Below are 22075 nucleotides of genomic sequence, written 5' to 3' on the forward strand. Positions count from 1 at the left end.
CATTCTTCATTGGCAATTCAAAGAATGAATCATTCTTTGAATTGCTTCAGGAACTTCATGTCGTTCTCAAAGAACAGCCCGATATTGTTGATCCCGTACTTCAGCATCGTGATCCGCTCAATACCGATACCGAACGCGATACCCGAGTATACGTTCGGGTCAATGCCGCAGTTCTCCAGCACATGGGGATGCACAACGCCGCCGCCCAGCACCTCGATCCAGCCGGTGTGTTTGCACAGGCTGCAGCCCTTGCCGCCGCACTCGAAGCAGCTCACGTCCACTTCGACGCTGGGCTCAGTGAAGGGGAAATAGCTGGGACGCAGGCGGGTCCGCACATCCTTGTCAAAGATCTGCTGCACAAACTTGTCCAGCATGCCCTGCAGGTCGCAGAGCGTGATCCCCTTGTCCACCACGAGGCCTTCCATCTGGTGGAACATGGGGGAATGGGTCGCGTCGCTGTCGGAGCGGAACACCCGTCCGGGCACCAGCACCTTGATCGGCGGCTTCTCCATATCCATCACCCGGATCTGTCCGCCGCTGGTCTGTGTGCGCAGCAGCAGTTCATTGTCCAGGTAGAAGGTATCCTGCATATCCCGGGAGGGATGATCCTTCGGAACGTTCAGGCGGGTGAAGTTGTGATCGTCATCCTCGATTTCCGGACCTTCGAAGATCTCGAAGCCCATACCAGCGAAAACGTTGATCATCTCATTCTTCACCAGGGTCAGGGGATGCAGTCCGCCCAGCGGCTGCTCCTTGCCCGGCAGGGTGATATCCACCTGTTCCCGGCGGTTGCGGGCAGCGAGCTCCAGCTCATCCATCTTTGCGCTCAGGGCCTGGTACTTTTCTTCCACCAGCACCTTGAACTCATTGATCACCTTGCCCATGGCAGGACGGTCTTCCTTGGCCACCGCGCCCAGGCCCTTCATCAGGTCGGCGACAGCGCCTTTCTTGCCGAGAAACTCCTGCCAGAACTCAGCCAGCTTTTCCTTGGTGTCGATCTGGCCGATCTTCTGTTCCATCTGTTCCCGCAGTGCCTTGATCCTCTGCTCCATGTGTTCCACTCCCGTATCTGAATGATATAAAACACAGACATCATAACTGTGAACGGTGTTTCTCCCGGCGAAGGGAAGAGAGCCTTCCGGCCGCTGTGATACACCGCTCACCATAACATGTAATTATGGATTATGAACAATGAATTGTCAATTCTTTATTGTATTTCTTGGTTTTTTCAGTGCTCCCCTGCTCTGTAAAAAGGCAGTCTGCTTCCCCGTCCTTCCCGTTATTGACTTTATATCCTTCATCCTTCATATAAATCAGGAAAACTCCTGCGATCACATCGCAGGAGTTTTATCCTTCATTCTGCATTCTGAATTCTGAATTCTGAATTATTATTGCGCGTTCTTCACCAGTGTTTTGATGTCTTCCACCACTGCCCGGATGTCGGTGTTCGCGGTCGTGTTCGCTTCCACCGTCTTGCAGCTGTGCAGAACCGTTGTGTGGTCCCGTCCGCCGAACACATTGCCGATCTGGGGCAGGCTCATGCCGGTCATTTCCCGGGTCAGGTACATGGCGATCTGCCGCGGCACGGTGATCTCCCGTTTCCGGGTGGGCCCGGTCAGGTCGTCCATCGTCAGGCCGTAATAGTCGCTGACGGTCTGCATGATCAGTTCCGCTGTGATCTGCTTATGCCTGCGGGAATCAAAGATCTCCTTCAGGGCCCGCTCGCACAGGTCCACGGTGATCGGCTCCTTCACCAGCGTGGAGTAAGCCACCAGCCGGGTCAGGCACCCTTCCAGTTCACGGATATTGCTGTCGATCTTACCGGCGATCAGCTGAAGCACTTCATCCGGCACTTCGATATTCTCCTGCACGGTCTTTTCCCGCAGGATGGCCACGCGGGTATCCACGTCCGGACGCTGGATGTCCGCCACCAGGCCCCACTCGAACCGGCTGCACAGCCGTTCCTCCAGGCGCTGGATATCCTTCGGCGGCTTATCGCTTGTCAGGATGATCTGCTTGTTCTCGTTATGCAGTTCATTGAAGGTGTTGAAGAACTCCTGCTGGGTACTTTCACGGCCGGCGATAAACTGGATATCGTCCACCATCAGCACGTCCACCTTCCGTATCTTTTCCCGGAATTCGTAGGTCTTCTTCATCTGGATGGCGCTGATCAGTTCATTGGTGAAGTTCTCGCTGGTCATGTACAGGATCTTCTTCTGGGGATCCGCCTGGTGGATGAAATGGCCGATGGCCTGCATCAGGTGGGTTTTGCCCAGTCCCACACCGCCGTAGATAAACAGCGGGTTATAGGCTTCGGCAGGGCTTTCCGCTACGGCCAGCGCGGCCGCGTGGGCAAAACGGTTGCCGTTGCCCACAACAAAGCTCTCGAAGGTATACTTCGGATTCAGGTGGGGATCGGTATCGTCAGGAGTCTTCTCCGTGTCGCCTGTGTCCAGTTTGGCCTTCATCTCTTCCTTGTTCAGCAGCACGATCCGGACAGGTTTGCCCGCCACTTCACCCAGTTTCTTCTCGATCAGGGCGGCATACTTGTTCTGGATCATGGAGATCATGCGTTCCATTTTGACCGTGATGAACAGGGTATCATCCTCCAGCAGTCCGGGAACCATGTTGCCGTCGATCCACGTGTTGTAAGACACGAAGTTCATTTCCCGCGACAGCAGGGCACAGGTCTGCTCCCAGAGCGACTCCATATTCATCAGTCATTCTCCATTCATCTGTTTATAAAACGCATACGCGATCATATACTTTACACTTGTTACAAAAGGCGGCGAAAAAAGCGCACGAGAGATCGTGAGCTGTGGATAACCGGGCTGTGGATAACTCGCCTTTTGCAAACCGGCCCGACTATCATAACAAAAACATTATGGAATATCAAGGGTCTTGCCCTGTGGATAAAAATATTGAAATTTAAGGATTCCTTCATTTGTTCAGTCAAGGTTTTGTGCCCGTCCGGCCTTATGCCACAAGATTTATGGTCTGAAAAATTTATTTGTATCGTTTTTTTATTGTTTTATGTATTCCCTGATAAATTCAACTTGAAAAGTTAACAATTTCTTCATTTTATGATATGATACGGAGTACATAATATAGGAAATCATGGACGGAGGAATGGGCATGATCGAGGCCTGGCATGTGAGGGAAGCCCTGCGTTTCCGCTTTGGCTCCGCTCTGGTGGATATTCCCGGGATCTGGGACCGGGCAGCCAAAGTTCTGCAGGCTTACGCGCCGTATAAGGATACCTTTGCCGACCTGGCTGTCCGCCTGGAAGATGTCCTCTTCAATACCGTCTATGAGCAGCTGGGCCCGTCCATGGGTGTGGAAATGGATGACGGTTCCCTCCGCCGGATCCGCTCCGCTGAACTGAAGGACGCCGCCGATGATGTGATGGGCGTTCTTTTTGATCAGCTGAAGGTTTACTCCGTTACCTATGAATCCCTCCATCAGTACTGTATCGACACCGGTTCCTTCTCCGCCATGCGCGTGCTTTACACAAAATACGCGGATTTCATGCCGGCCGCAGAGCGGAAGATCATCGCCAGGATCATCCGGGATAACCGTCCCCGCTCCGTCTGGGAAAACTGGCTCGATCCCGAAGACATCCCCCCTCTCCCTCCCCGGTAAAAACACTTAATTGTTCATTTTTCATTGTTCATTGTTCATTCGCACATTACGAGGTACCTTATGAAAAGACTTCTTTGCCTTATACTCCTCCTCATTTCCCTCCCTGTCCTGGCCTCCGCGGAAACGCTTGTCACAAGCTTTTATCCCGTCTGGATCCTGACTCTGAACCTGACGGATGGGATTGAAGGTCTTGATGTTGTCAACATGGCGGAGCCCACAACAGGCTGTCTCCATGACTATACCCTCCAGAATTCAGATATGGTCACCCTGTCCAAAGCGGATGCCCTGCTGGTGAACGGTGCGGGAATGGAATCCTTCCTGCCTGTCGTCACCGGCGCTTATCCGGACCTTCCTGTCATCGATGCCACCGACGGCCTGCCTTTCATCGGCGAATCGGATATCGTGGAAATCGGTGAGGCTGAAGAAGGCGAAGCCGTCAACTCCCACCTCTGGCTGGATCCGCAGCGTGCTGCCGGCATGGCCGCCAACCTGGCGGAAGGTCTGGTGAAGCTCCTGCCGGACCGGGAGCAGCAGATCCTGGATAACCTGGAAAAGTTCAGCGAACGTCTCAAAGCGCTGGACGAAACCGTCCGGGAGGAAACCGCGGGCATTGACCGGAAGGTAATCATCTTCCATGAGGCTCTCCCCTATTTTGCCGAAGCCTGCGGCCTGACTCCCGCAGCCATCGTCAACAAGGAACCGGAAGATAGCCTGCCCACCGCCCAGCTTGTCACCGTGACAAAGCTGATCCGTTCCGAAGAAAAGATGCCCCTGATCCTGAAATCGGCCGAAGAGGATCCTTCGGTAAACACCCTGGTCAATGAAACCGGCATCCCGGTCTGCGAGCTGGATCCCATGACCTCCGGCCCGGACAATCCGCCCCTGGATTACTATGAAGCCATTATGATGCAGAACGTACAAACCCTTTTAAACGCAATAGCTCAGTAAAACTCTTTATAATTCTGAATTCTTAATTCTGAATTCTGAATTAAGAAAGGATCATCTATGTTCAGCGTGAGCCCGGATATCTATGAGGTTCTTTCCGTTGCTTCACGCTGGATTTTTGCCTTTTTTGCCCTCATGCTGCTCGTTTTTGCCCTTGTCTGGCATCATGCCGAGCGGAAAGAGCGCAAAGAACGTTTCAAAAACCTGCCGGGCGCCGGCACTGTGGGAGAACTGATCGTCCTCTCCGGCAGTGATGAGCTGGCCGAAGGAACCTGGTTCCCGGTTCCGCGGGAAGGCGTTCTCGGCTCCCTTCGTTCCTGTGACCTGGTAATCCCCTGCCCCGGCGTCAGTTCCCAGCATCTTGATTTTTCCTGGCAGGACGGTTCCGGCCTCTTGATCCGTCCCCGTGTCGGCTGTGAAGCCCTGATCGACGGAACGCCTGTCACCCGTCGTTTCGGCACACAGGATAAGCCGCTGCTGCACGGTTCTGTGCTGCAGGTGGGCACCGCTGCACTCCGCCTACAGCTGTATGCGGCCCTTTCTCATACCAACCGTACATTTACCCCGCCCGTTCCCTTCCAGGGACCGGAGACCGGTTATGGTACGCCGCAGGCCCAGCCACCGGTGCAGTATCCTGCCGCGGCAATGCAGCCCTGGGCTGTTCAGCCCATGCAGGCGCCGGTCCCGCAGGAACCTCCGGAGTATGTTGAAACCATTCAGTATATGCCGGAGCCCGTACAGGCAGCGCCGGAACCTGTTCCGCCTGAACCGCAGCAGCCCGCCCCCGCGCGTCCCCGCCGGAGCCGCAGTGAGCGCTGGAAGGAGGACTGGAGCGAATGAGTAAGCTGAAATCCTCCCCGCGCCTGCGCTTCACCGGCGCAGCCATCCTGCTTTCCGCCCTGCTTTTCCTGGTACCGGCGGTAAAGGACGGCAATGAACAGCTCTACCTGCTGGCCCTGCTTGTTCCCTGCGGAATGCTGCTGGTCGGCACAGTGCTGGCCCGGGTGTTCTCCCTGGACCGGCTGATCCTTAACCTGACACTCTGGATCTGTGCCGCCGGAATCGCTGCTTATGCTTTCACGGATCCGGCTGCCGCCCTGGCCCACGCCCTGAACTGCGGCGCTGGAATGGCGGTGCTCCTGGTGGGTGGAATCCTGATCCGTTCCCTTTCCAATTCCCTGCTCACCTCTGTCTGCACTGCCTTCCTGGGGATCCTGCTTCTCGCAGGCAAAATCCTTTCCCCGACCCTGACAGTTTCGGTCACAGGTGCCGCCCTGGCCCTCCTGCTGATCGCCTTTACCTCCCTGCTTTCCCGCCAGGGACCCATCTCCGCTGCCCTCACGGGGCTCGCGGCGCTGGCCCTGCTGCTCTTTATCGGTGAAACGCAGGAAGCCCTGCTCTGGGGCATCACCCTGACGCTGCTGCTCTTTGCCGCGGACGGACGCCTTATTGTCGTGCTTCCCTCCCTGGCTGCGGTGGCACTGGTTTTCTTTGGGGCATACCGGCTTTTCCCCGGCATGTCCGTCACCGTGTCCGCCTCTTCCCTGAATGCCCTGGTCTCTTCCGGAGCCATCGGAGCGGATGTCCTTCCGGAAGGGATCGCCGCAGCGGAAAGCATTCCGCTCTTCCAGCGCCTTACCGGTCATTTCGGCCTGCTCTTTGCCGGGCTGACAGTCCTTCTTTTCCTGCCGCTCACCCTGCGCGGCGCGGCGGTTTCCGTCACCGCCCGGACCCGTTTTCATTCCTCCTTGGCTATGGGGATCTGCCTGCTGCTTGCCCTGCGTACCTTCGCCGGCCTGCTCTGTGCCTTTGAGGTGATCCCATTCGCCGGCCCGGACCTTCCCTTGCTCACATCCTCCCTGCCGGACCTGTGGAGCCAGCTGTTCCTCATCGGCATGCTGTGCGGCATTTCCGGACGGAATGACGCTGACCTGGCGGATGATGCCCACCTTGCAATGCTGGCCAGGTGAGCATCGTTATATAGTTGCAGGATGATTCCCTGATTGATGAAAGGATGCCCCCATGAAACAGATGCGTTCCCGTTTCCGGCTGCTCACCCTGCTGATGGCCTGTGCCTTTCTGCTGGTGCTGGTGCTCTGTACCGGAAATGTGCTGAAGACTGCCGGAATTGACCTCAATTCCCTGTCTTCCCTGCTGCCCCAGCCCGGCGCGTCCGTTTCTCCTTCTCCGTCGGTTTCCCCGGATGCTTCCGTTTCCCCTGACGCTTCTGTCTCTCCCGGTGAGTCCAATGCGCAGGATTCCTGGTCTGTCTGGGGATTCACTCCCGCGCCCGCAGAAACCACACCCGCTCCGGGGACTGACAATTCCCCGAATCCGGAGTATAATCTCTTTGGTCTCTGATCACTTTTCCCGGAAGGAAGTAATGGCGAAATGAAAGTCTTTAAACGCTTTTTTGTTTTGATGTGTGCCCTGGTCCTGCTGTCCGGCTCCGCCCTGGCAGCCAAGCCGAAAGCCACTCCCACCCCTGCCCCTATTGAGATCACAACAGACGTGGTTGCCGAGCCGCCGGAAATCATCCGGAACATGCTGGATATCGCCCGCACCGAGTGGGAAACCACCGAGGGCAAGAAGCTGAAGAAGAGCAATAAGTATACCAAGTGGTGGAATAACTACGAATGGGAATGGTGCGCCGGCTTTACCACCTGGTGCACCCTGGAAGCCGGTATTCCCCAGGATGACGAGAAAACCATCCTCAAGCGGGAGGAAGGCACCATTGAGGGCGACCAGGACGGCATCTACTCCTGCAAGGCCTCCAGCCCCACCAAGCTGATCCACTCCTTCCTGCACATGCACAGGACCACCATGATCCCCCAGAAGGGCTTTATTGTCCTCTACGGAGAGGAAAGCAACTACAAGATCCATGTGGGCATCGTCTATGACGTGCAGAAGCTGGATAACGGCAAATACCGCCTGACCACCATCGAAGGCAACATGTCCAACACCGTCCGCATGTATGTGGCGGACTATGAGCCCGTGGATGTCTATCATGAGCAGAAGCGGTCCCCCAAGACCAGCAACCTTTCCGCGGTCCCTGAAGCCGAACAGGAAGGCGAAACCGGCAAGGCACGCACCTATGACCTGCGCTATAAGGGCAAAAACAAGAAAAAGCCCTGGTATATCACCTGCTTCCTGATGACCTGGATCCCGGAGGACGGCGCTGCCGAATAAAAGGCTGACGCATCAGAAACGGAGGAATCATTCATGCCCTGGATGTACGCGGTCTCCGCTCTCTGCCTTTTTGTCTGTCTTCCCTTCTTTATGCACTACAAGCGAATACTCCGCTATCATCTGGCCGCCTCCTTTAAGGCCCTTGGAACACTGTGCGCTGCTTCCATGGCCCTGACAGCCGCCCTGCGCCTGGACCAGTACTGCTGGATCTGTTTCGGGGCCCTGCTGCTGCATTCCGCCGCGGATTACCTGATGGAGTTCAATATGTACCTGGGCGCCGGCTTTTTCCTGGCCGGCCATATCTGCTATATCTGTTTCTTTACTCATCTGTTCCCGGTCTCCGGCCTGCACCTGATCGCCCTGCTCTGCCTGCTTGGCATCGTGGTCTTCCTGCTTTGGCGCTGGCGGAGACTGGTCGGTAAACAGCTTCCCTTCTTTGCAATCTATGCTGTTGTTCTCTCCATCACCGCAGCCTGCGCTATTGCCGGCCTTTCCGCCCATACCCTGCAGGGCCAGATGATCGCCCTGGGCGGCGCCCTCTTCTTCCTGAGCGACGCCATGATCCTAGGCCGCACCCTCTTCACCGCCACCCACGCCGTCGACTGGGTCATCATGATCACCTACTACGCCGCACAGCTGCTCATCGCAGCTTCGTGCCTCGTATGATCATCCAAATTTCGTATCCTCTTCCAAGAAACCAGTCAGTGAAATGTTGACTTCGTCAACGTGAAATATTCGGCTCCGCCGAATGTGAAATATTGGCTTCGCCAATGTGAAATATCCGTCTTCGACAGATGTTTTTTATACTCATTTTCCAAGTATGCTCCCAAAGCCCCGTTCCTTCTACAAGATACATGCAAGCAAGTTCGCAGGCAGTCCTCGAAAATGTCATTCCGAGCGTAGTCGAGGAATCCCTTGATAAGCAGTTGCTTTAGCAACTGCCATTTCTTTTATCACAAGTGTTCTGTGTGGAACACATACCCATACAGCTTTCCAAAGCACGCCAAAAACACACTTCTGACAACCGGTCAAGGGTTTCACAAGTGGCCTGCGGCCACCCTTGACCAGCTGCCATCAGTGTGCTGAAGGGCAGTCAAGGAGGGTCAGATCAATCTGCCCTCCCGGGCCGTTACCAATCAAATACCACCGACACTGAAGAGCTTAACTTCTGTGTTCGGTATGGAACATACGAGTAAAGTGTCTTATTATTCTCAAAGCATCAGATACTAGTAACGTTGTTCGGTATGGAACAGGGGAGCGAGCCGAATGTCAGCCCAGTGGGCTGTCGGCGAAGCCGAAATGAGGCGAACGAGTCAACCGAAACGAGCAATGCGACCGCTCCAAGGGAGCAGTGCGACGATTGAGGTTGCGGAGGAACCTCTTCGTCTCTCCCCCTCCCACCTGTTCCCGAAGCTTCCTACACTGCTCGCCTGGATTCCATTTATGGAATCCGTGAGTGAGCCTTATAAAGGCGAACGAAACAATCTGGGTGATCGCTTCTTTTGCATATAATGCAAGGATAGAAGCGATCACCCAGATTGAATAAGGCGAGCGTCTTATCTTTTATACCAATACTCTATATCTTCAAATACCGCCGGATTCCATGAAAAAACTCTGTAGTTTTCACTACAGAGTTTATTGGAATCCGGCGGCGACCTACTCTCCCGGACCGTTGCCAGTCAAGTACCATCGGCACTGAAGAGCTTAACTTCTGTGTTCGGTATGGGAACAGGTGGAACCTCTTCGTCATAGCCACCGGAAATTGTGAGCTATTTAGGAAATCACTTTCGTGATTTCTTCGTCCCTTTAGCGGAACGATTGGCCCTTTCCGTCGTTCTTTTCTTCCTCTTCCAGGGCCCTTCGGATTGCCTTACGCAACCCTGACAACTGCACAGCCATAAGATTCAGGATTTGGTGACCTGTTTTTCTGTTCTAATTGATCTCAAGATCTTTCTGAAATCAAGCCCTCGACCTATTAGTATCATCAAGCTCCATACGTTACCGCACTTCCACCGATGACCTATCTACCCGGTAGTCTTCCGGGGGTCTTACTTGCTTGCGCAATGGGAGTCTTATTCTTGAGGTGGGCTTCACGCTTAGATGCCTTCAGCGTTTATCCCGTCCGCATTTCGCTTCCCTGCTGTGCCGTTGGCACGACAACAGTTGCACCAGTGATGCGTCCATTCCGGTCCTCTCGTACTAGGAACAGCTCCTCTCATGACTCCTACGCCCACGATGGATAGGGACCGAACTGTCTCACGACGTTCTGAACCCAGCTCGCGTGCCGCTTTAATTGGCGAACAGCCAAACCCTTGGGACCTGCTTCAGCCCCAGGATGCGACGAGCCGACATCGAGGTGCCAAACCTCCCCGTCGATGTGGACTCTTGGGGGAGATCAGCCTGTTATCCCCGAGGTAGCTTTTATCCGTTAAGCGACGGCTTTTCCACTCAATACCGCCGGATCACTAAGCCCGACTTTCGTCTCTGCTCGAATTGTCACTCTCGCAGTCAGGCACCCTTCTGCCTTTGCACTCTTCGAATGATTTCCATCCATTCTGAGGGTACCTTTGGGCGCCTCCGTTACTCTTTCGGAGGCGACCGCCCCAGTCAAACTGTCCACCTGACACTGTCCATTACCCGGTTCACGGGTCCATGTTAGAATTCCAGTAACAGAAGAGTGGTATCCCAACAGCGGCTCCACTAAGACCGAGGTCCTAGTCTCCAAGCCTCCCACCTATCCTGTGCATCCGTTACCGAAATCCAATATCAGGCTACAGTAAAGCTCTACGGGGTCTTTCCGTCCAGTCGCGGGTAATGGGCATCTTCACCCATACTTCAATTTCACCGGGCCCCCTGTTGAGACAGCGCTCAAATCGTTACACCATTCGTGCGGGTCGGAACTTACCCGACAAGGAATTTCGCTACCTTAGGACCGTTATAGTTACGGCCGCCGTTTACTGGGGCTTCGGTTCGATGCTTCGATTGCTCTAACATGTTCCCTTAACCTTCCAGCACCGGGCAGGTGTCAGCACCTATACGTCAGCTCTCGCTTTCGCAGATACCTGTGTTTTTGCTAAACAGTCGCTTGAGCCTATTCTCTGCGGCCTCTCTCGAGGCACCCTTTATCCCGAAGTTACGGGGTCATTTTGCCGAGTTCCTTAACAAGGGTTCTCCCGTTCGTCTCAGGATTCTCTCCTCGCCCACCTGCGTCGGTTTCCGGTACGGGTACCTTCAGATATACTAGCAGCTTTTCTCGCCAGCGTGAACTCATCTGCTTCCCTACTAAATTTCGGTCCACTGTCACACCTCACCTTATAGGAATGTGTACTTCACTACATCCCAAGCTCGATGCTTGTACGGAGTTGACCATCACCCCGCTCAGACTATCCTTCTGTGTCACTGCTTCATTCTTCGGTAGTGCAGGAATATACACCTGCTGTCCATCGCCTACGACTTCCGTCCTCGGCTTAGGCCCCGACTTACCCTGGGTGGATGAACCTTCCCAGGAAACCTTGGGCTTTCGACGGCGAAGTTTCTCGCTTCGCTCTCGCTACTCATACCGGCATTCTCTCTTCTGTACAGTCCACTGTGCTTCACAATACAGCTTCAGCCCGGACAGAACGCTCCTCTACCACGCGCATTCGCGCATCCATCGCTTCGGTGTCACGTTTTAGCCCCGGACATTTTCGGCGCACAACCACTCGACCAGTGAGCTATTACGCACTCTTTAAATGTGTGGCTGCTTCTGAGCCAACATCCTGGTTGTCTGTGCAATTCCACATCCTTCTCCACTTAACGTGTACTTTGGGACCTTAGCGGTTGATCTGGGGTGTTCCCCTTTGCCCGCGGAACTTATCTCTCGCGGACTGACTCCCATGGTTTGCATTGTATGGTATTCGCAGTTTGATAGAGTTTGGTAGGATTTGAGTCCCCCGCGCCCATTCAGTGCTCTACCCCCATCAATTATCCATGAGGCTAGCCCTAAAGCTATTTCGAGGAGAACCAGCTATCTCCGGGTTCGATTGGAATTTCTCCCCTATCCACAGCTCATCCCCGCCTTTTTCAACAGACGTCTGGTTCGGTCCTCCATGGGATTTTACTCCCACTTCAACCTGGCCATGGATAGGTCACCCGGTTTCGGGTCTACGTCATGCAACTATCGCCCTATTCAAACTCGCTTTCGCTTCGGCTCCGGACCTTCAGTCCTTAACCTCGCTGCATAACGTAACTCGCCGGTCCGTTCTACAAAAAGTACGAGATCGTACATAACATGTACTTTCTCTGCTTGTAAACACAGGGTTTCAGGTTCTCTTTCACTCCCCTCCCGGGGTTCTTTTCACCTTTCCCTCACGGTACTATGCGCTATCGGTCACCATATCGTATTTAGGCTTGGAAGGTGGTCCTCCCTGCTTCCCGCCGGGTTTCACGTGCCCTGCGGTACTCTGGTATCAGTTAGCTGGTTGACTCTTTCGCTTATGGGGCTGTTACCCGCTCTGGCTGAGCTTTCCATCTCTCTTCGGCTAAAGTCTTCCATACACGTTACTGACCCACAACCCCGGGGAGCATGCCCCCCGGTTTGGCCTCTTTCCCGTTCGCTCGCCGCTACTTAGGAAATCATTATTTATTTTCTCTTCCTGCGGGTACTTAGATGTTTCAGTTCCCCGCGTGCCCTCCTGTAAGACTATGGATTCATCTTACGGTGACAGCCTCTTCGACTGCCGGGTTTCCCCATTCGGATGTCTACGGATCGGTGCCTGCTTGCGGCTCCCCGTAGCTTTTCGCAGCTTGCCACGTCCTTCGTCGGCGTATGGTGCCAGGGCATCCACCCTGTGCTCTTTGTAGCTTGATTTCTCGTCGTTCTGATCCTGAGACCAATCGGTTTGGTAAAATCTCTTTTACCCTCAAACTGGTCTTTCCTGAATCTTTTTCTTTGCTGTGCAGTTGTCAAGGTGCGCTGCTCGGGCAGTGCGAGCCCTGAAGACGATACAGAGTTTCGCGCGCTTTAAGGATTAGCGACTATTCTTTTCGAACGTTCGTTGACGTTCCGTTTTGCTTCTTTGAAGCTTTTAATGATACGGACTTTCGTCCGCAATCGACCTCGGTTTCGGCGTCCACCTTTCGGCTTCTGCTTTCTCCCTAGAAAGGAGGTGATCCAGCCGCACCTTCCGATACGGCTACCTTGTTACGACTTCACCCCAGTCATTGGTCTTGCCTTAGGCGGCTGGCTCCTTGCGGTTACCTCACCGACTTTGGGCACTCCCAACTCCCATGGTGTGACGGGCGGTGTGTACAAGGCCCGGGAACGTATTCACCGCGGCATGCTGATCCGCGATTACTAGCAACTCCGACTTCATGTGGGCGGGTTGCAGCCCACAATCCGAACTGGGACCACTTTTTTGAGATCCGCTCTCCCTTACGGGTTCGCTCCTCTCTGTGGTGGCCATTGTAGCACGTGTGTAGCCCAGGTCATAAGGGGCATGATGATTTGACGTCGTCCCCACCTTCCTCCGAGTTGTCCCCGGCAGTCTCTTCAGAGTCCTCGGCTTTACCCGTTAGTAACTGAAAATAAGGGTTGCGCTCGTTGCGGGACTTAACCCAACATCTCACGACACGAGCTGACGACAACCATGCACCACCTGTCTCAGTATGTCCGAAGACACGATGTATCTCTACAAGTTTTACTGGATGTCAAGACCTGGTAAGGTTCTTCGCGTTGCGTCGAATTAAACCACATGCTCCGCTGCTTGTGCGGGCCCCCGGCAATTCCTTTGAGTTTCAACCTTGCGGCCGTACTCCCCAGGCGGAATGCTTATTGTGTTAACTGCGGCACAGAAGGGGTCGATACCCCTACACCTAGCATTCATCGTTTACAGTGTGGACTACCAGGGTATCTAATCCTGTTTGCTCCCCACACTTTCGCGCCTCAGCGTCAGTTACAGTCCAGTAAGTCGCCTTCGCCACTGGTGTTCCTCCCAATCTCTACGCATTTCACCGCTACACTGGGAATTCCACTTACCTCTCCTGCACTCAAGCCCGACAGTATCCAAAGCAATTCCCACCTTAAAAGCAGGACTTTCACTTCAGACTTACCGGGCCGCCTACGCGCCCTTTACGCCCAATCATTCCGGACAACGCTCGCCCCCTACGTATTACCGCGGCTGCTGGCACGTAGTTAGCCGGGGCTTCCTCCTTGGCTACCGTCTCTTTCTCTTCACCAAGGACAGAGGTTTACGATCCGAAAACCTTCTTCCCTCACGCGGCGTTGCTGGGTCAGGGTTTCCCCCATTGCCCAATATTCCCCACTGCTGCCTCCCGTAGGAGTTTGGGCCGTGTCTCAGTCCCAATGTGGCCGATCACCCTCTCAGGTCGGCTACCGATCGTCGACTTGGTGGGCCGTTACCTCACCAACTATCTAATCGGACGCGAGCCCACCCCTTACCGGATTGCTCCTTTGACCCCTAAGCGATGTCGCTCTGTGGTCTCATGCGGTATTAGTACAACTTTCGCTGTGTTATCCCCCTGTAAGGGACAGGTTGCTCACGCGTTACTCACCCGTCCGCCGCTAGAACATTACATCTTTCAATCCATCCGAAAACTTCATGTCCGTCGCAATGTCCCCGCTCGACTTGCATGTGTTAGGCACGCCGCCAGCGTTCGTCCTGAGCCAGGATCAAACTCTTCCGTTTAATCCTGTTAACATCTTTCGATGCTTCACTCTTTGGAATCTTCGCTAGTCTTTCCTTAATGTTTGCGCGTTTCTTCTCTGTATCGTTTTCAAGGTTCGCTCTGCATCATTCCCTCGCTTTCGCTCGGGCGAGCTTGACTATAATACCAAAGCCACTACTACTTGTCAAGCAGTTTTTTTCAGTTTTTCTGAAAAAAGTTGAAAATGGCTTATCGGTCTGATGGTGTAAGGGTTTTGATCTTCCACTGGCCGTTTTCACGCGTCAGGAACGCGTTGTATTCGGCATCCTGCCAGGCAGGCGGATAGACAGCGTCCGCGCCGTCCCTGGCAATGATCTCATCCGCCCGGGTTCCCTTGACACGGCCGTCGATCCGCGGGATCTTTTCCTTAATTGTAAGGCGGGCGGTGTTGTCCCAGGGCCAGATCCACACGAATCCCATTTCCAGCCGGTGGTCAATACCGCGGACGTTGTAGGCTTCATAGGGAGAATTCCCGTTTTCCGCCGCGGTGATCCCGCTGTCATTCTGCAGGCTCACCGTCATGAAATACTTCTCCAGTTCCTTCTTGTTGTCTTCCATTCCCATAATATACTTGGCCCGGCTCGCCATGCCGTCCTTCAGGACGATCTGGATATTGCTCAGGTTCATCGTATAGTAGAACACGGTCATGATCAGGCCAAGGATCAGGCAGACAGCAAGCAGCCGGTACGCGAAAAACCATACGATCCGACGCAGGTACTTCATGTCTGTTCTCCTTTCATAAAGGAATTTGCTTGATTATCCAGGCATCAGAGGAGCTTGATCAGCATGGTCTTCTGCTCATCCATCTCCACAACCACCAGGCCGTCCTTTTCAAGCTGCTTCATCACGTCGGAAAAGCGCTTGAAGCCGATGGACCGCTCGGTGAAGTCCGGATAAGCCGTAATGATGTCGGCTTTGAGGATGGAAGGATTGACCCGGTCAAATCCTCCCTCTTTATAAGCACGAATCTGGGCAGCAAAAGCTTCCTTCCAGTTGTCACGGGTCAGCTGCGGGATCGTTTCGCCGGATTCCGCCGCGTTGGTCAGCCCGACCATGACGTTGAAATTGTCGTTATGCACCCGCAGGTCGCCGAAACGATTTGCCAGCTTGGTCAGCAGTTTATAGAAGGTAGCGCATCCATAAGCCTTTTCATTGAAGTCCGGCCGCAGGCGCAGCAGGGTTCCCTTCAGCTCACTGGCATAGATCTCATCCTGGTCCTGTTCTTCCAGGACGGTGGTCAGGAGCTTGTTCAGCTCGCTCTCATCCGCCGCTTCCTCGGTGTTGACGCTGACCTTCTGCTTCTTCGGCTTCTCCACATTGCGTTTGCCCACCGTCTCCAGGAACTGGAACTCATTGCAGGCGTTGATAAAGATGTTGCTGGCAGCCTCACTGCGGCTGATGCCCAGCACGAATTTGCCCATGCTCTTCAGCTTGCCGACCAGCGGAACATAATCGCTGTCGCCGGATACGATGCAGAAGCTGTCAATAAGTTCGTTCTTGTAGGCAACTTCCAGCGCGTCGATCACCAGCTGGATATCCGCGTTGTTCTTCTGGCTGATTCCGTAGCGCAGGCTGGGTACCACGGTGAAGGTATTGCTCAGCAGCACTTCCTTCAGGTCGTCAAACTTATCCGTATACCCGTATACTTTGCCCAGCAGGATATCGCCGCGGATCTTCACCTTCTCAAGAATGCTCTTGAGCGTAGCCATTTTCGCCCCGCAGTTCTCCAGGTCGACAAATACAGCAAATTTACTCAGAAATAAAACCTTCTTCCTTAACGCCGTCTTCCGGAGCCCGGAAACACCGGCGGCAGTGTCGTTCAGTTCCGGCCCTTAAGCTGTGCCGGTTTTGTCAGTATAACATTTCCAGGCTGAAAGCACCAGTCTCCCTCAGCCGTTCCGGAGAACCAGTTCCACCGGGCAGTGGTCGGAGCCGAATACCTCCTGGTGGATCCCCGCGCTCTCCAGCCGGTCCTTCAGCCGTTCCGAAACAATGAAATAGTCAATGCGCCATCCTGCGTTCTTCTCCCGGGCGTGGAAGCGGTAACTCCACCAGCTGTACTGATCCCGGACGTCCGGATAGAAATACCGGAAGGTATCCACAAAACCGCTGCCTAGGAGCGCCGTCATCTTGTCCCTTTCCTCAATGGTAAAGCCGGCGTTGTGCTGGTTGGATTTCGGATTCTTCAGGTCAATCTCCTGATGGGCCACATTCAGGTCCCCGCAAAAGATAACGGGCTTCTCGCTGTCCAGCTTCCGGATATAGCCCAGGAAGGCGTCCTCCCACTCCATCCGGTACGGCAGGCGTGCCAGGCCGTCCTGGGAATTGGGCGTGTAAACTGTAATAAAGAAGAAATCCGGGAATTCCAGCGTGATGACCCGGCCTTCATGGTCGAAGGCGTCCTCCCCGATCCCGTAGCGGACAGACAGCGGTTCCTGTTTCGAAAAAACCGCGGTGCCGGAGTAGCCTTTCTTTTCCGCGTAGTTCCAGAACTGGTGATAGCCGGGCAGCTCCATCTCGATCTGTCCCTCCTGCAGCTTTGTTTCCTGCAGGCAGAAAAGATCCGCGTCCAGCTGTTCAAAAGTTTCCATAAAGCCCTTGCCCATCACCGCGCGCAGGCCGTTCACGTTCCAGGATATCATCTTCATCGGTCATACACTCCGTTTTTCTCTTTTTCAGCGGTTCCCGCGCGGGTATTCTATCATAAGTGATCCACCTGTGACAATCGGAAGGCCGTTCCTGTTCCCCCGCGTCATTTTCGTTTCTGCTTCCGTTATGGACAAAACCGGCAGATGACGGTAAAATATTCATATATGAAATTAAGATGCCGGAGGTCTTTCAGATGGCTTCAATTCTTTCTGCCTGCCTGGTGCTTTATCACTGCGGGGACGAACTGACTCACGCCCTTCGGTGTATTCAGGACGCGGATCTGAATGTGGATGTTTACCTGGCGGACAACACCCCGGAGGATATGACCGCCGAAAAGGTCCAGTGGCTTTTCCCCGGTGTCACCATCCTGCCGCAGAAGGGCAACATCGGCTTCGGCCGTGCCAACAACGCGGTGCTCCCCTACCTCCAGAGCAAATACCATCTGATCATGAATCCGGACGTGACGTTTGAGCCTTCCCTTCTCAGCCGGATGGTTCAGTATATGGAAGCCCATCCCAAAATCGCGATCCTCACGCCCCGGGTCATGAACGAGGACGGAACCGAGCAGTACCTGCCGAAGAAGCGGATCACGGTTCATTACCTCCTCAGCGGCCTACTGGAAAAGTACGGCGGCATCTTCCGCCGCTGGCGTGATGAATTCACCATGGCAGATATGGATATCTTCTATCCGGTCCCCGTTGAGTTCGCCACCGGTTGCTTCCTGCTGATCCGGACCGAAATCTTCAAAAAGCTTAACGGCTTTGATCCCCGTTTCTTCCTTTATCAGGAGGATTCAGACCTGAGTCGCCGGGTCCTGGAAGAGAACCTTGGCAGTATTGTTTATCATCCGGATATGCGCATCACCCATCAGTGGGCCCGGGAAAATACCCGCACCTTCAAAGGCCGCATGCGCCAGGTTCGCTCCGTCTGGAAATACTTCTGGAAATGGGGTGTCACCTGGTGAGTACCGCGGTGCTGCTGGCTGCCTGGAACGGCAGCGCTTACCTGCCCGCTTTGCTGGATTCCCTGTGCGCCCAGACTGATCCGGATTTTACCGTGATCATGCAGGATGACGGATCAACAGACGGCACGCCCGGCCTGCTTCAGGAAACAGCAGGACGAGACAGCCGTTTTGTTTTTGGCGCTGAACAGGGTCAGCACCTGGGTGCCGCCGGAAACTTCCTTTCCCTGGTCCGCCAGGCGGAAGCTGATTATATCCTCCTGTGCGACCAGGATGACGTGTGGGAACCGGAAAAGATCGCTCTCCTGAAACAGGAGATGCTCTCCCTGGAATCCCGCTATGGTGCGAACACACCCCTGCTTGTCCATTCCGACTGCTCCCTTATAGATGAAAGCGGTGAACTGATCGGTGAAAGCTTTTTCCGCCGCCAGGGCTGGGATCCCGCCGCGGTCACCCTGCCCCGCCTGCTGGTGCAGAACAACGTCACCGGCTGTACACTGATCATGAACGAGGCGCTCCGGAAACTGGTTGCCTCGCATGCCAAAGCCAAAGAGCTCTTCATGCATGACTGGTTTATCGCCCTGACCGCTGCCGCCTTCGGTCATATTTCCTTCGTGGACCGGCCGCTGACCCGCTACCGCCAGCACGGTGACAACACGATCGGGGCCAGCACGCAGCCGCTGCTGATCCGGGCCTTTTCCGCCCTGCGGAATGGGAAAGCCGCAAAGCGCCGGATCCTGCTGACCTATACCCATACGGCAGTGTTTAAAAAGCTGTATGGAGACGAACTGCCGGCCCCGGCCCAAAAGACGGTTGATGATTATCTTGCAACCCGGCATATGTGGAAAATCCGCCGCGTCCTGGCCGTCCGCCGGATGGACTGCGTGATGCAGAGCCCGGTCACGCGCCTCGGTCAGATCCTTTTCGGCTGAAAGAAATCGAAAAAACCGCTTGCATTTTACATTCGTACGTGATATCATAGTCGGGCTTGATGTGTGACACTCCAACGAGGAGGATGATTTCCATGGGTAAGTTTTGTGAGATTTGCGAAAAGGGCACGCTGAATGGCAACAACGTCAGCCATTCCAACCGCAAGAGCCACCGCATCTGGGCGCCCAATGTGCAGAGCGTTCGTGTGATGGTCAATGGCACCGCCAAGCGGATGAACGTGTGCACTCGTTGCCTGCGCAGCGGTAATGTGCAGCGCGCACTGCCCAAGGTCCACGAAGAGGCCTAATCCCCGGAATGATCACATTCAACCCGCCTGTCAGTACAACAGTGCGGGTTTTCTTTTATCTGTTTTTCCAAAACAGATAAAAGAAACTCTTAACTCTAAACTCTAAACTGATAACTCTTCACTGCCCGCCCGCGGGCAACTTTTCACTTTTCACTCTACACTAAATTCAAAAAAACCGCTTACGTTCCGTAAGCGGTTTTCTCCACCATTTTTCATTCTTCATTCTTCATTTTTCATTGAGCAATGAACTCCGTTCATTGCTCCCTTCAGCCACTCTCTTCCCTCTCTCCGCAGCTCTTCCATGCCCTTTTCCCTGATCAGCCGCTGGAACTGGTCCACGCGGCTGTTCTTGCTTTCGGGATCTTCTTCCCTGTACCGGCGGAGCAGCTCCGTCCGTGTACCGAAGATCGTTCCGAAGACCAGGCCATGGAAACTGTCAGTGCAGAAGCAGGCCGCGTCCCGGACAGCGGCCAGGAATTCCTCCGGTCCCGCGCCGTCCAGCAGCTCATAGCCGCTGCGGTAGCTTTCCGCCGTCACCGGCATCACCAGGACCCGCAGTCCGGTCTCCTGCTGCAGGGCCCGTACTTTCTCCCAGTACCCGGCATTTTCCCCGATAAAATAGCAGAGCAGGTAGGGTTCGCCTTCCGGCGCCTGTCCCGCGATCTCATTCCATTCGTCCCGGGACAGCAGGCACACCGGATCAGGCATCACTTCCGCCTTCCTGCCTGTCATCTGTTCCAGCAGTTCGGCGCCTTCCTGTTCCCGGACGGAAACGGCACGGAATCCTTTGGTCCACCGCCGGATCTTCCGGATTTTGGAAGCCTTAGGCAGGGTGCTGACGCCCAGGCTGGCCGCGTAGGCGATCCTGGGTGTTTCTTTATCCGCAAACGTCAGGAAATAGGCAGGGTTCAGCCATACCGGATTCCAGATCTGGTCGCTGCCGCAGATCAGCAGGTCCAGGTCCCGGCTCTGCTCCCGCAGGTCCTTCCCGTTCCGGCAAAGCGCGCTCAGCTTCATCCGTTTCCGGTAAAACGCCGGAATGGCATCGCTTTTGCGGCGTGCGCCGCTCTGGTCCGCCATCACGCTGCGCTTCCGGATGCCGTCCAGGATCAGTTTCAGGCTGTTTCCGCTGGTCAGCAGGTTGCGGATCTTTTCCAGGCGGTCCGGATTGTAGTCCAGGTGCACGCACTCAACGCCCAGCTCGCTCACTGTCCGCTGGAGCGCGTAGGCCTGCAGCGCGGATCCGTAATTGTTGTTATGCAGAAAGGTAATGATCCCTGCTTCTGCCATTTTCTCACTCCGTCCGCGTCTGTCTGCCTGTCAGGATGTCCGCGATCCGTTCGCAGGCGTGTCCGTCTCCGTAGGGGTTCTCCGCGTGGGCCATCTGCTCATAAGCCGCCTTGTCATCCAGCAGCCTGGTGAATTCGCGGTATATGGTTTCTTCGTTGGTTCCCACAAGCTTCAGGGTACCTGCCTTGATTCCTTCCGGCCGCTCCGTTGTGTCCCGCATGACCAGCACAGGCTTGCCGAGGCTCGGCGCCTCCTCCTGGATGCCGCCGCTGTCCGTCAGGATCAGGTAACTGCGGGCCATCACGTTGTGACAATCCAGCACATCCATAGGCTCCGTCAGCCGGATGCGTTCGCAGCCGCCCAGTTCGGCGTCCGCCGCTTCCCGCACAACGGGATTCATATGGATCGGATACAGGGCCTTCACATCCTCATGTTCCTCCACCACCCGGCGGATGGCACGGAACATGGCATGCATGGGCTCCCCGAGATTTTCCCTCCGATGGGCAGTCAGCAGGATCAGGCGGCTTCCGGCGGCCCAGTCCAGGTCCGGATGGCTGAAGTCTTCCCGTACGGTAGTCTTCAGCGCGTCAATGACCGTGTTGCCCGTCACATAAATGCTGTCCGCTTTCTTTCCTTCCCGGATCAGGTTGTCCCGGCTCAGCGGGGTCGGGGCAAAGTTCCAGTTGGCCAGGATGGAAACACACTGGCGGTTGAACTCTTCCGGATAGGGGGACAGCAGGTTATAGGTGCGGAGTCCGGCTTCCACATGACCCACAGGGATCTGCAGGTAGAAGCACGCCAGCGCCGCGGCGAAGGTGGTGCTGGTATCCCCGTGCACCAGGACCGCGTCAGGCCGTTCCTTTTCCAGGACGCCCTTCATGCCCTGCAGCACCCGGGTGGTAATGTCAAACAGGGTCTGCCGGTCCTGCATGATCGCCAGATCATAATCCGGCACAACCTCAAAGGCATCCAGCACCTGCTGGAGCATGCCCCGGTGCTGTCCCGTAACGCAAACCAGTGTCTGCACGTCTTCCCGCTTTTTCAGTTCCCGGACCAGCGGGCACATCTTGATGGCTTCCGGCCGGGTGCCGAAAACCAGCATAATCTTCTTAGGCATCGTCCCAGTCCACCAATCCTTTGGATTCAAGGTACTCCTGCTGGTAGTCCATGTAGTCATCCACCAGGGAGGCCAGCTTCACAGCCTTCACGGGATCCAGCTTATTCTGCTCCGCCAGCTTCTCCACCATGTATTCAAAGGCCTCATCGTCCTCATAATACTCGGTGCCGGCGCCGCCTTCCTCATCGATCACGTGATGCTCATGCATATAAGCCATGTCCGCGTCGATGGTCTGGCTGATCAGGTCCGCCAGGTTATCCGCCAGTTCGGGATGATCCTTCGCGTGGATCCGCGCAAGAATGAACTCCAGTGCCTCCTGTTTGTCATACCCCTTCATCAT

18 protein-coding genes and 3 rRNA genes are annotated in these 22075 nt (G+C 55.0%); 10 read left to right on the forward strand and 11 right to left on the reverse strand.

Translation table 11 applies throughout. The features are described 5' to 3' along the window. Positions 1-29: 29 nt before the first annotated feature. Positions 30-1052, reverse strand: a complete 1023-nt coding sequence (gene pheS, locus JYE50_RS06015) for a phenylalanine--tRNA ligase subunit alpha (protein WP_084097510.1) — start codon at positions 1050-1052, stop codon at positions 30-32. 336 nt (positions 1053-1388) lie between these two features. Beyond that, the gene (dnaA, locus tag JYE50_RS06020; protein WP_084097508.1) at positions 1389-2717 is read right to left on the reverse strand and encodes a chromosomal replication initiator protein DnaA; all 1329 of its coding nucleotides are present in this window, start codon (positions 2715-2717) and stop codon (positions 1389-1391) included. A 418-nt stretch (positions 2718-3135) separates the two neighbouring features. Here dnaA and JYE50_RS06025 point away from each other — a divergent pair, with 418 nt between their 5' ends. The 7 genes from JYE50_RS06025 to JYE50_RS06055 are packed head-to-tail and all read left to right on the forward strand — an operon-like array spanning position 3136 to position 8442. Then, positions 3136-3642, forward strand: a complete 507-nt coding sequence (locus JYE50_RS06025; RefSeq protein WP_084097506.1) for a hypothetical protein — start codon at positions 3136-3138, stop codon at positions 3640-3642. A 60-nt stretch (positions 3643-3702) separates the two neighbouring features. After that, positions 3703-4590 carry a metal ABC transporter substrate-binding protein gene (locus JYE50_RS06030; RefSeq protein ID WP_084097504.1) on the forward strand — a complete coding sequence of 296 codons (888 nt, stop codon included), beginning with the start codon at positions 3703-3705 and terminating at the stop codon, positions 4588-4590. A 57-nt stretch (positions 4591-4647) separates the two neighbouring features. Beyond that, on the forward strand, positions 4648-5427 hold the full coding sequence (locus tag JYE50_RS06035) for an FHA domain-containing protein (protein ID WP_084097502.1): 780 nt from the start codon (positions 4648-4650) through the stop codon (positions 5425-5427). Beyond that, complete coding sequence (locus tag JYE50_RS06040; protein ID WP_084097500.1) at positions 5424-6557, forward strand: hypothetical protein; 1134 nt, start codon at positions 5424-5426, stop codon at positions 6555-6557. The genes JYE50_RS06035 and JYE50_RS06040 overlap by 4 nt, the downstream gene beginning before the upstream one ends. A gap of 52 nt (positions 6558-6609) precedes the next feature. Beyond that, positions 6610-6948 carry a hypothetical protein gene (locus tag JYE50_RS06045; RefSeq protein WP_084097498.1) on the forward strand — a complete coding sequence of 113 codons (339 nt, stop codon included), beginning with the start codon at positions 6610-6612 and terminating at the stop codon, positions 6946-6948. A gap of 30 nt (positions 6949-6978) precedes the next feature. After that, positions 6979-7776, forward strand: coding sequence for a CHAP domain-containing protein (locus tag JYE50_RS06050; RefSeq protein WP_084097496.1), 798 nt, complete (start codon positions 6979-6981; stop codon positions 7774-7776). A 33-nt stretch (positions 7777-7809) separates the two neighbouring features. Continuing rightward, complete coding sequence (locus JYE50_RS06055; protein ID WP_084097494.1) at positions 7810-8442, forward strand: lysoplasmalogenase; 633 nt, start codon at positions 7810-7812, stop codon at positions 8440-8442. A gap of 977 nt (positions 8443-9419) precedes the next feature. Here the strand turns inward: JYE50_RS06055 and rrf are convergent. The 6 genes from rrf to JYE50_RS06085 form a co-directional block, all read right to left on the reverse strand. After that, positions 9420-9536, reverse strand: a 5S ribosomal RNA gene (gene rrf / locus JYE50_RS06060). Positions 9537-9731: 195 nt separating this feature from the next. Further along, positions 9732-12625: ribosomal RNA gene (locus tag JYE50_RS06065) — 23S ribosomal RNA — on the reverse strand. 291 nt (positions 12626-12916) lie between these two features. Further along, positions 12917-14462: ribosomal RNA gene (locus JYE50_RS06070) — 16S ribosomal RNA — on the reverse strand. The 16S, 23S and 5S rRNA genes sit together here, the layout of an rRNA operon. A 208-nt stretch (positions 14463-14670) precedes the next feature. Further along, a complete protein-coding gene (locus JYE50_RS06075; protein WP_084096882.1) occupies positions 14671-15204 on the reverse strand; it encodes a hypothetical protein in 534 nt (177 codons plus the stop codon). Positions 15205-15248: 44 nt separating this feature from the next. After that, on the reverse strand, positions 15249-16304 hold the full coding sequence (locus JYE50_RS06080; protein WP_366212501.1) for an NYN domain-containing protein: 1056 nt from the start codon (positions 16302-16304) through the stop codon (positions 15249-15251). A gap of 66 nt (positions 16305-16370) precedes the next feature. Next, positions 16371-17129: an exodeoxyribonuclease III gene (locus JYE50_RS06085; RefSeq protein WP_084096886.1), complete on the reverse strand. Its 759-nt coding sequence runs from the start codon at positions 17127-17129 to the stop codon at positions 16371-16373. A 194-nt stretch (positions 17130-17323) separates the two neighbouring features. Between JYE50_RS06085 and JYE50_RS06090 the strand changes: the two genes are divergently transcribed. The 3 genes from JYE50_RS06090 (at position 17324) to rpmB (ending at position 19328) form a co-directional block, all read left to right on the forward strand. Continuing rightward, positions 17324-18094 (forward strand): glycosyltransferase family 2 protein, encoded by a 771-nt coding sequence (locus tag JYE50_RS06090; RefSeq protein WP_179138425.1) that lies wholly within the window; start codon positions 17324-17326, stop codon positions 18092-18094. Continuing rightward, entirely contained in the window at positions 18091-19023 is a 933-nt protein-coding gene (locus JYE50_RS06095) for a glycosyltransferase family 2 protein (RefSeq protein WP_179138426.1), read from the forward strand. The genes JYE50_RS06090 and JYE50_RS06095 overlap by 4 nt, the downstream gene beginning before the upstream one ends. 92 nt (positions 19024-19115) lie before the next feature. Next, positions 19116-19328 carry a 50S ribosomal protein L28 gene (rpmB, locus tag JYE50_RS06100; protein ID WP_084096892.1) on the forward strand — a complete coding sequence of 71 codons (213 nt, stop codon included), beginning with the start codon at positions 19116-19118 and terminating at the stop codon, positions 19326-19328. Between the two features lie 219 nt (positions 19329-19547). Here the strand turns inward: rpmB and JYE50_RS06105 are convergent, their stop codons facing one another. From JYE50_RS06105 to JYE50_RS06115, 3 genes are read right to left on the reverse strand one after another with little or no spacing between them, the layout of a single operon-like run. Beyond that, on the reverse strand, positions 19548-20618 hold the full coding sequence (locus tag JYE50_RS06105; protein WP_084096894.1) for a polysaccharide pyruvyl transferase family protein: 1071 nt from the start codon (positions 20616-20618) through the stop codon (positions 19548-19550). A gap of 4 nt (positions 20619-20622) precedes the next feature. Next, positions 20623-21735 carry a non-hydrolyzing UDP-N-acetylglucosamine 2-epimerase gene (gene wecB / locus JYE50_RS06110; RefSeq protein WP_179138427.1) on the reverse strand — a complete coding sequence of 371 codons (1113 nt, stop codon included), beginning with the start codon at positions 21733-21735 and terminating at the stop codon, positions 20623-20625. After that, on the reverse strand, positions 21728-22075 hold the full coding sequence (locus tag JYE50_RS06115; RefSeq protein WP_084096896.1) for a hypothetical protein: 348 nt from the start codon (positions 22073-22075) through the stop codon (positions 21728-21730). Before JYE50_RS06115 ends, wecB begins: the two co-directional genes overlap by 8 nt.

Source organism: Aristaeella lactis (genome assembly GCF_018118585.1).
GTDB classification, from domain to species: domain Bacteria; phylum Bacillota; class Clostridia; order Christensenellales; family Aristaeellaceae; genus Aristaeella; species Aristaeella lactis.

Coding starts and splice junctions, on each gene's coding strand:
- pheS (WP_084097510.1), bottom strand. CDS start 1,052: ATGGAGCAGAGGATCAAGGCACTGCGGGAACAGATGGAACAGAAGATC.
- dnaA (WP_084097508.1), bottom strand. CDS start 2,717: ATGAATATGGAGTCGCTCTGGGAGCAGACCTGTGCCCTGCTGTCGCGG.
- JYE50_RS06025 (WP_084097506.1), top strand. CDS start 3,136: ATGATCGAGGCCTGGCATGTGAGGGAAGCCCTGCGTTTCCGCTTTGGC.
- JYE50_RS06030 (WP_084097504.1), top strand. CDS start 3,703: ATGAAAAGACTTCTTTGCCTTATACTCCTCCTCATTTCCCTCCCTGTC.
- JYE50_RS06035 (WP_084097502.1), top strand. CDS start 4,648: ATGTTCAGCGTGAGCCCGGATATCTATGAGGTTCTTTCCGTTGCTTCA.
- JYE50_RS06040 (WP_084097500.1), top strand. CDS start 5,424: ATGAGTAAGCTGAAATCCTCCCCGCGCCTGCGCTTCACCGGCGCAGCC.
- JYE50_RS06045 (WP_084097498.1), top strand. CDS start 6,610: ATGAAACAGATGCGTTCCCGTTTCCGGCTGCTCACCCTGCTGATGGCC.
- JYE50_RS06050 (WP_084097496.1), top strand. CDS start 6,979: ATGAAAGTCTTTAAACGCTTTTTTGTTTTGATGTGTGCCCTGGTCCTG.
- JYE50_RS06055 (WP_084097494.1), top strand. CDS start 7,810: ATGCCCTGGATGTACGCGGTCTCCGCTCTCTGCCTTTTTGTCTGTCTT.
- JYE50_RS06075 (WP_084096882.1), bottom strand. CDS start 15,204: ATGAAGTACCTGCGTCGGATCGTATGGTTTTTCGCGTACCGGCTGCTT.
- JYE50_RS06085 (WP_084096886.1), bottom strand. CDS start 17,129: ATGAAGATGATATCCTGGAACGTGAACGGCCTGCGCGCGGTGATGGGC.
- JYE50_RS06090 (WP_179138425.1), top strand. CDS start 17,324: ATGGCTTCAATTCTTTCTGCCTGCCTGGTGCTTTATCACTGCGGGGAC.
- rpmB (WP_084096892.1), top strand. CDS start 19,116: ATGGGTAAGTTTTGTGAGATTTGCGAAAAGGGCACGCTGAATGGCAAC.
- JYE50_RS06105 (WP_084096894.1), bottom strand. CDS start 20,618: ATGGCAGAAGCAGGGATCATTACCTTTCTGCATAACAACAATTACGGA.
- wecB (WP_179138427.1), bottom strand. CDS start 21,735: ATGCCTAAGAAGATTATGCTGGTTTTCGGCACCCGGCCGGAAGCCATC.
- JYE50_RS06115 (WP_084096896.1), bottom strand. CDS start 22,075: ATGATGAAGGGGTATGACAAACAGGAGGCACTGGAGTTCATTCTTGCG.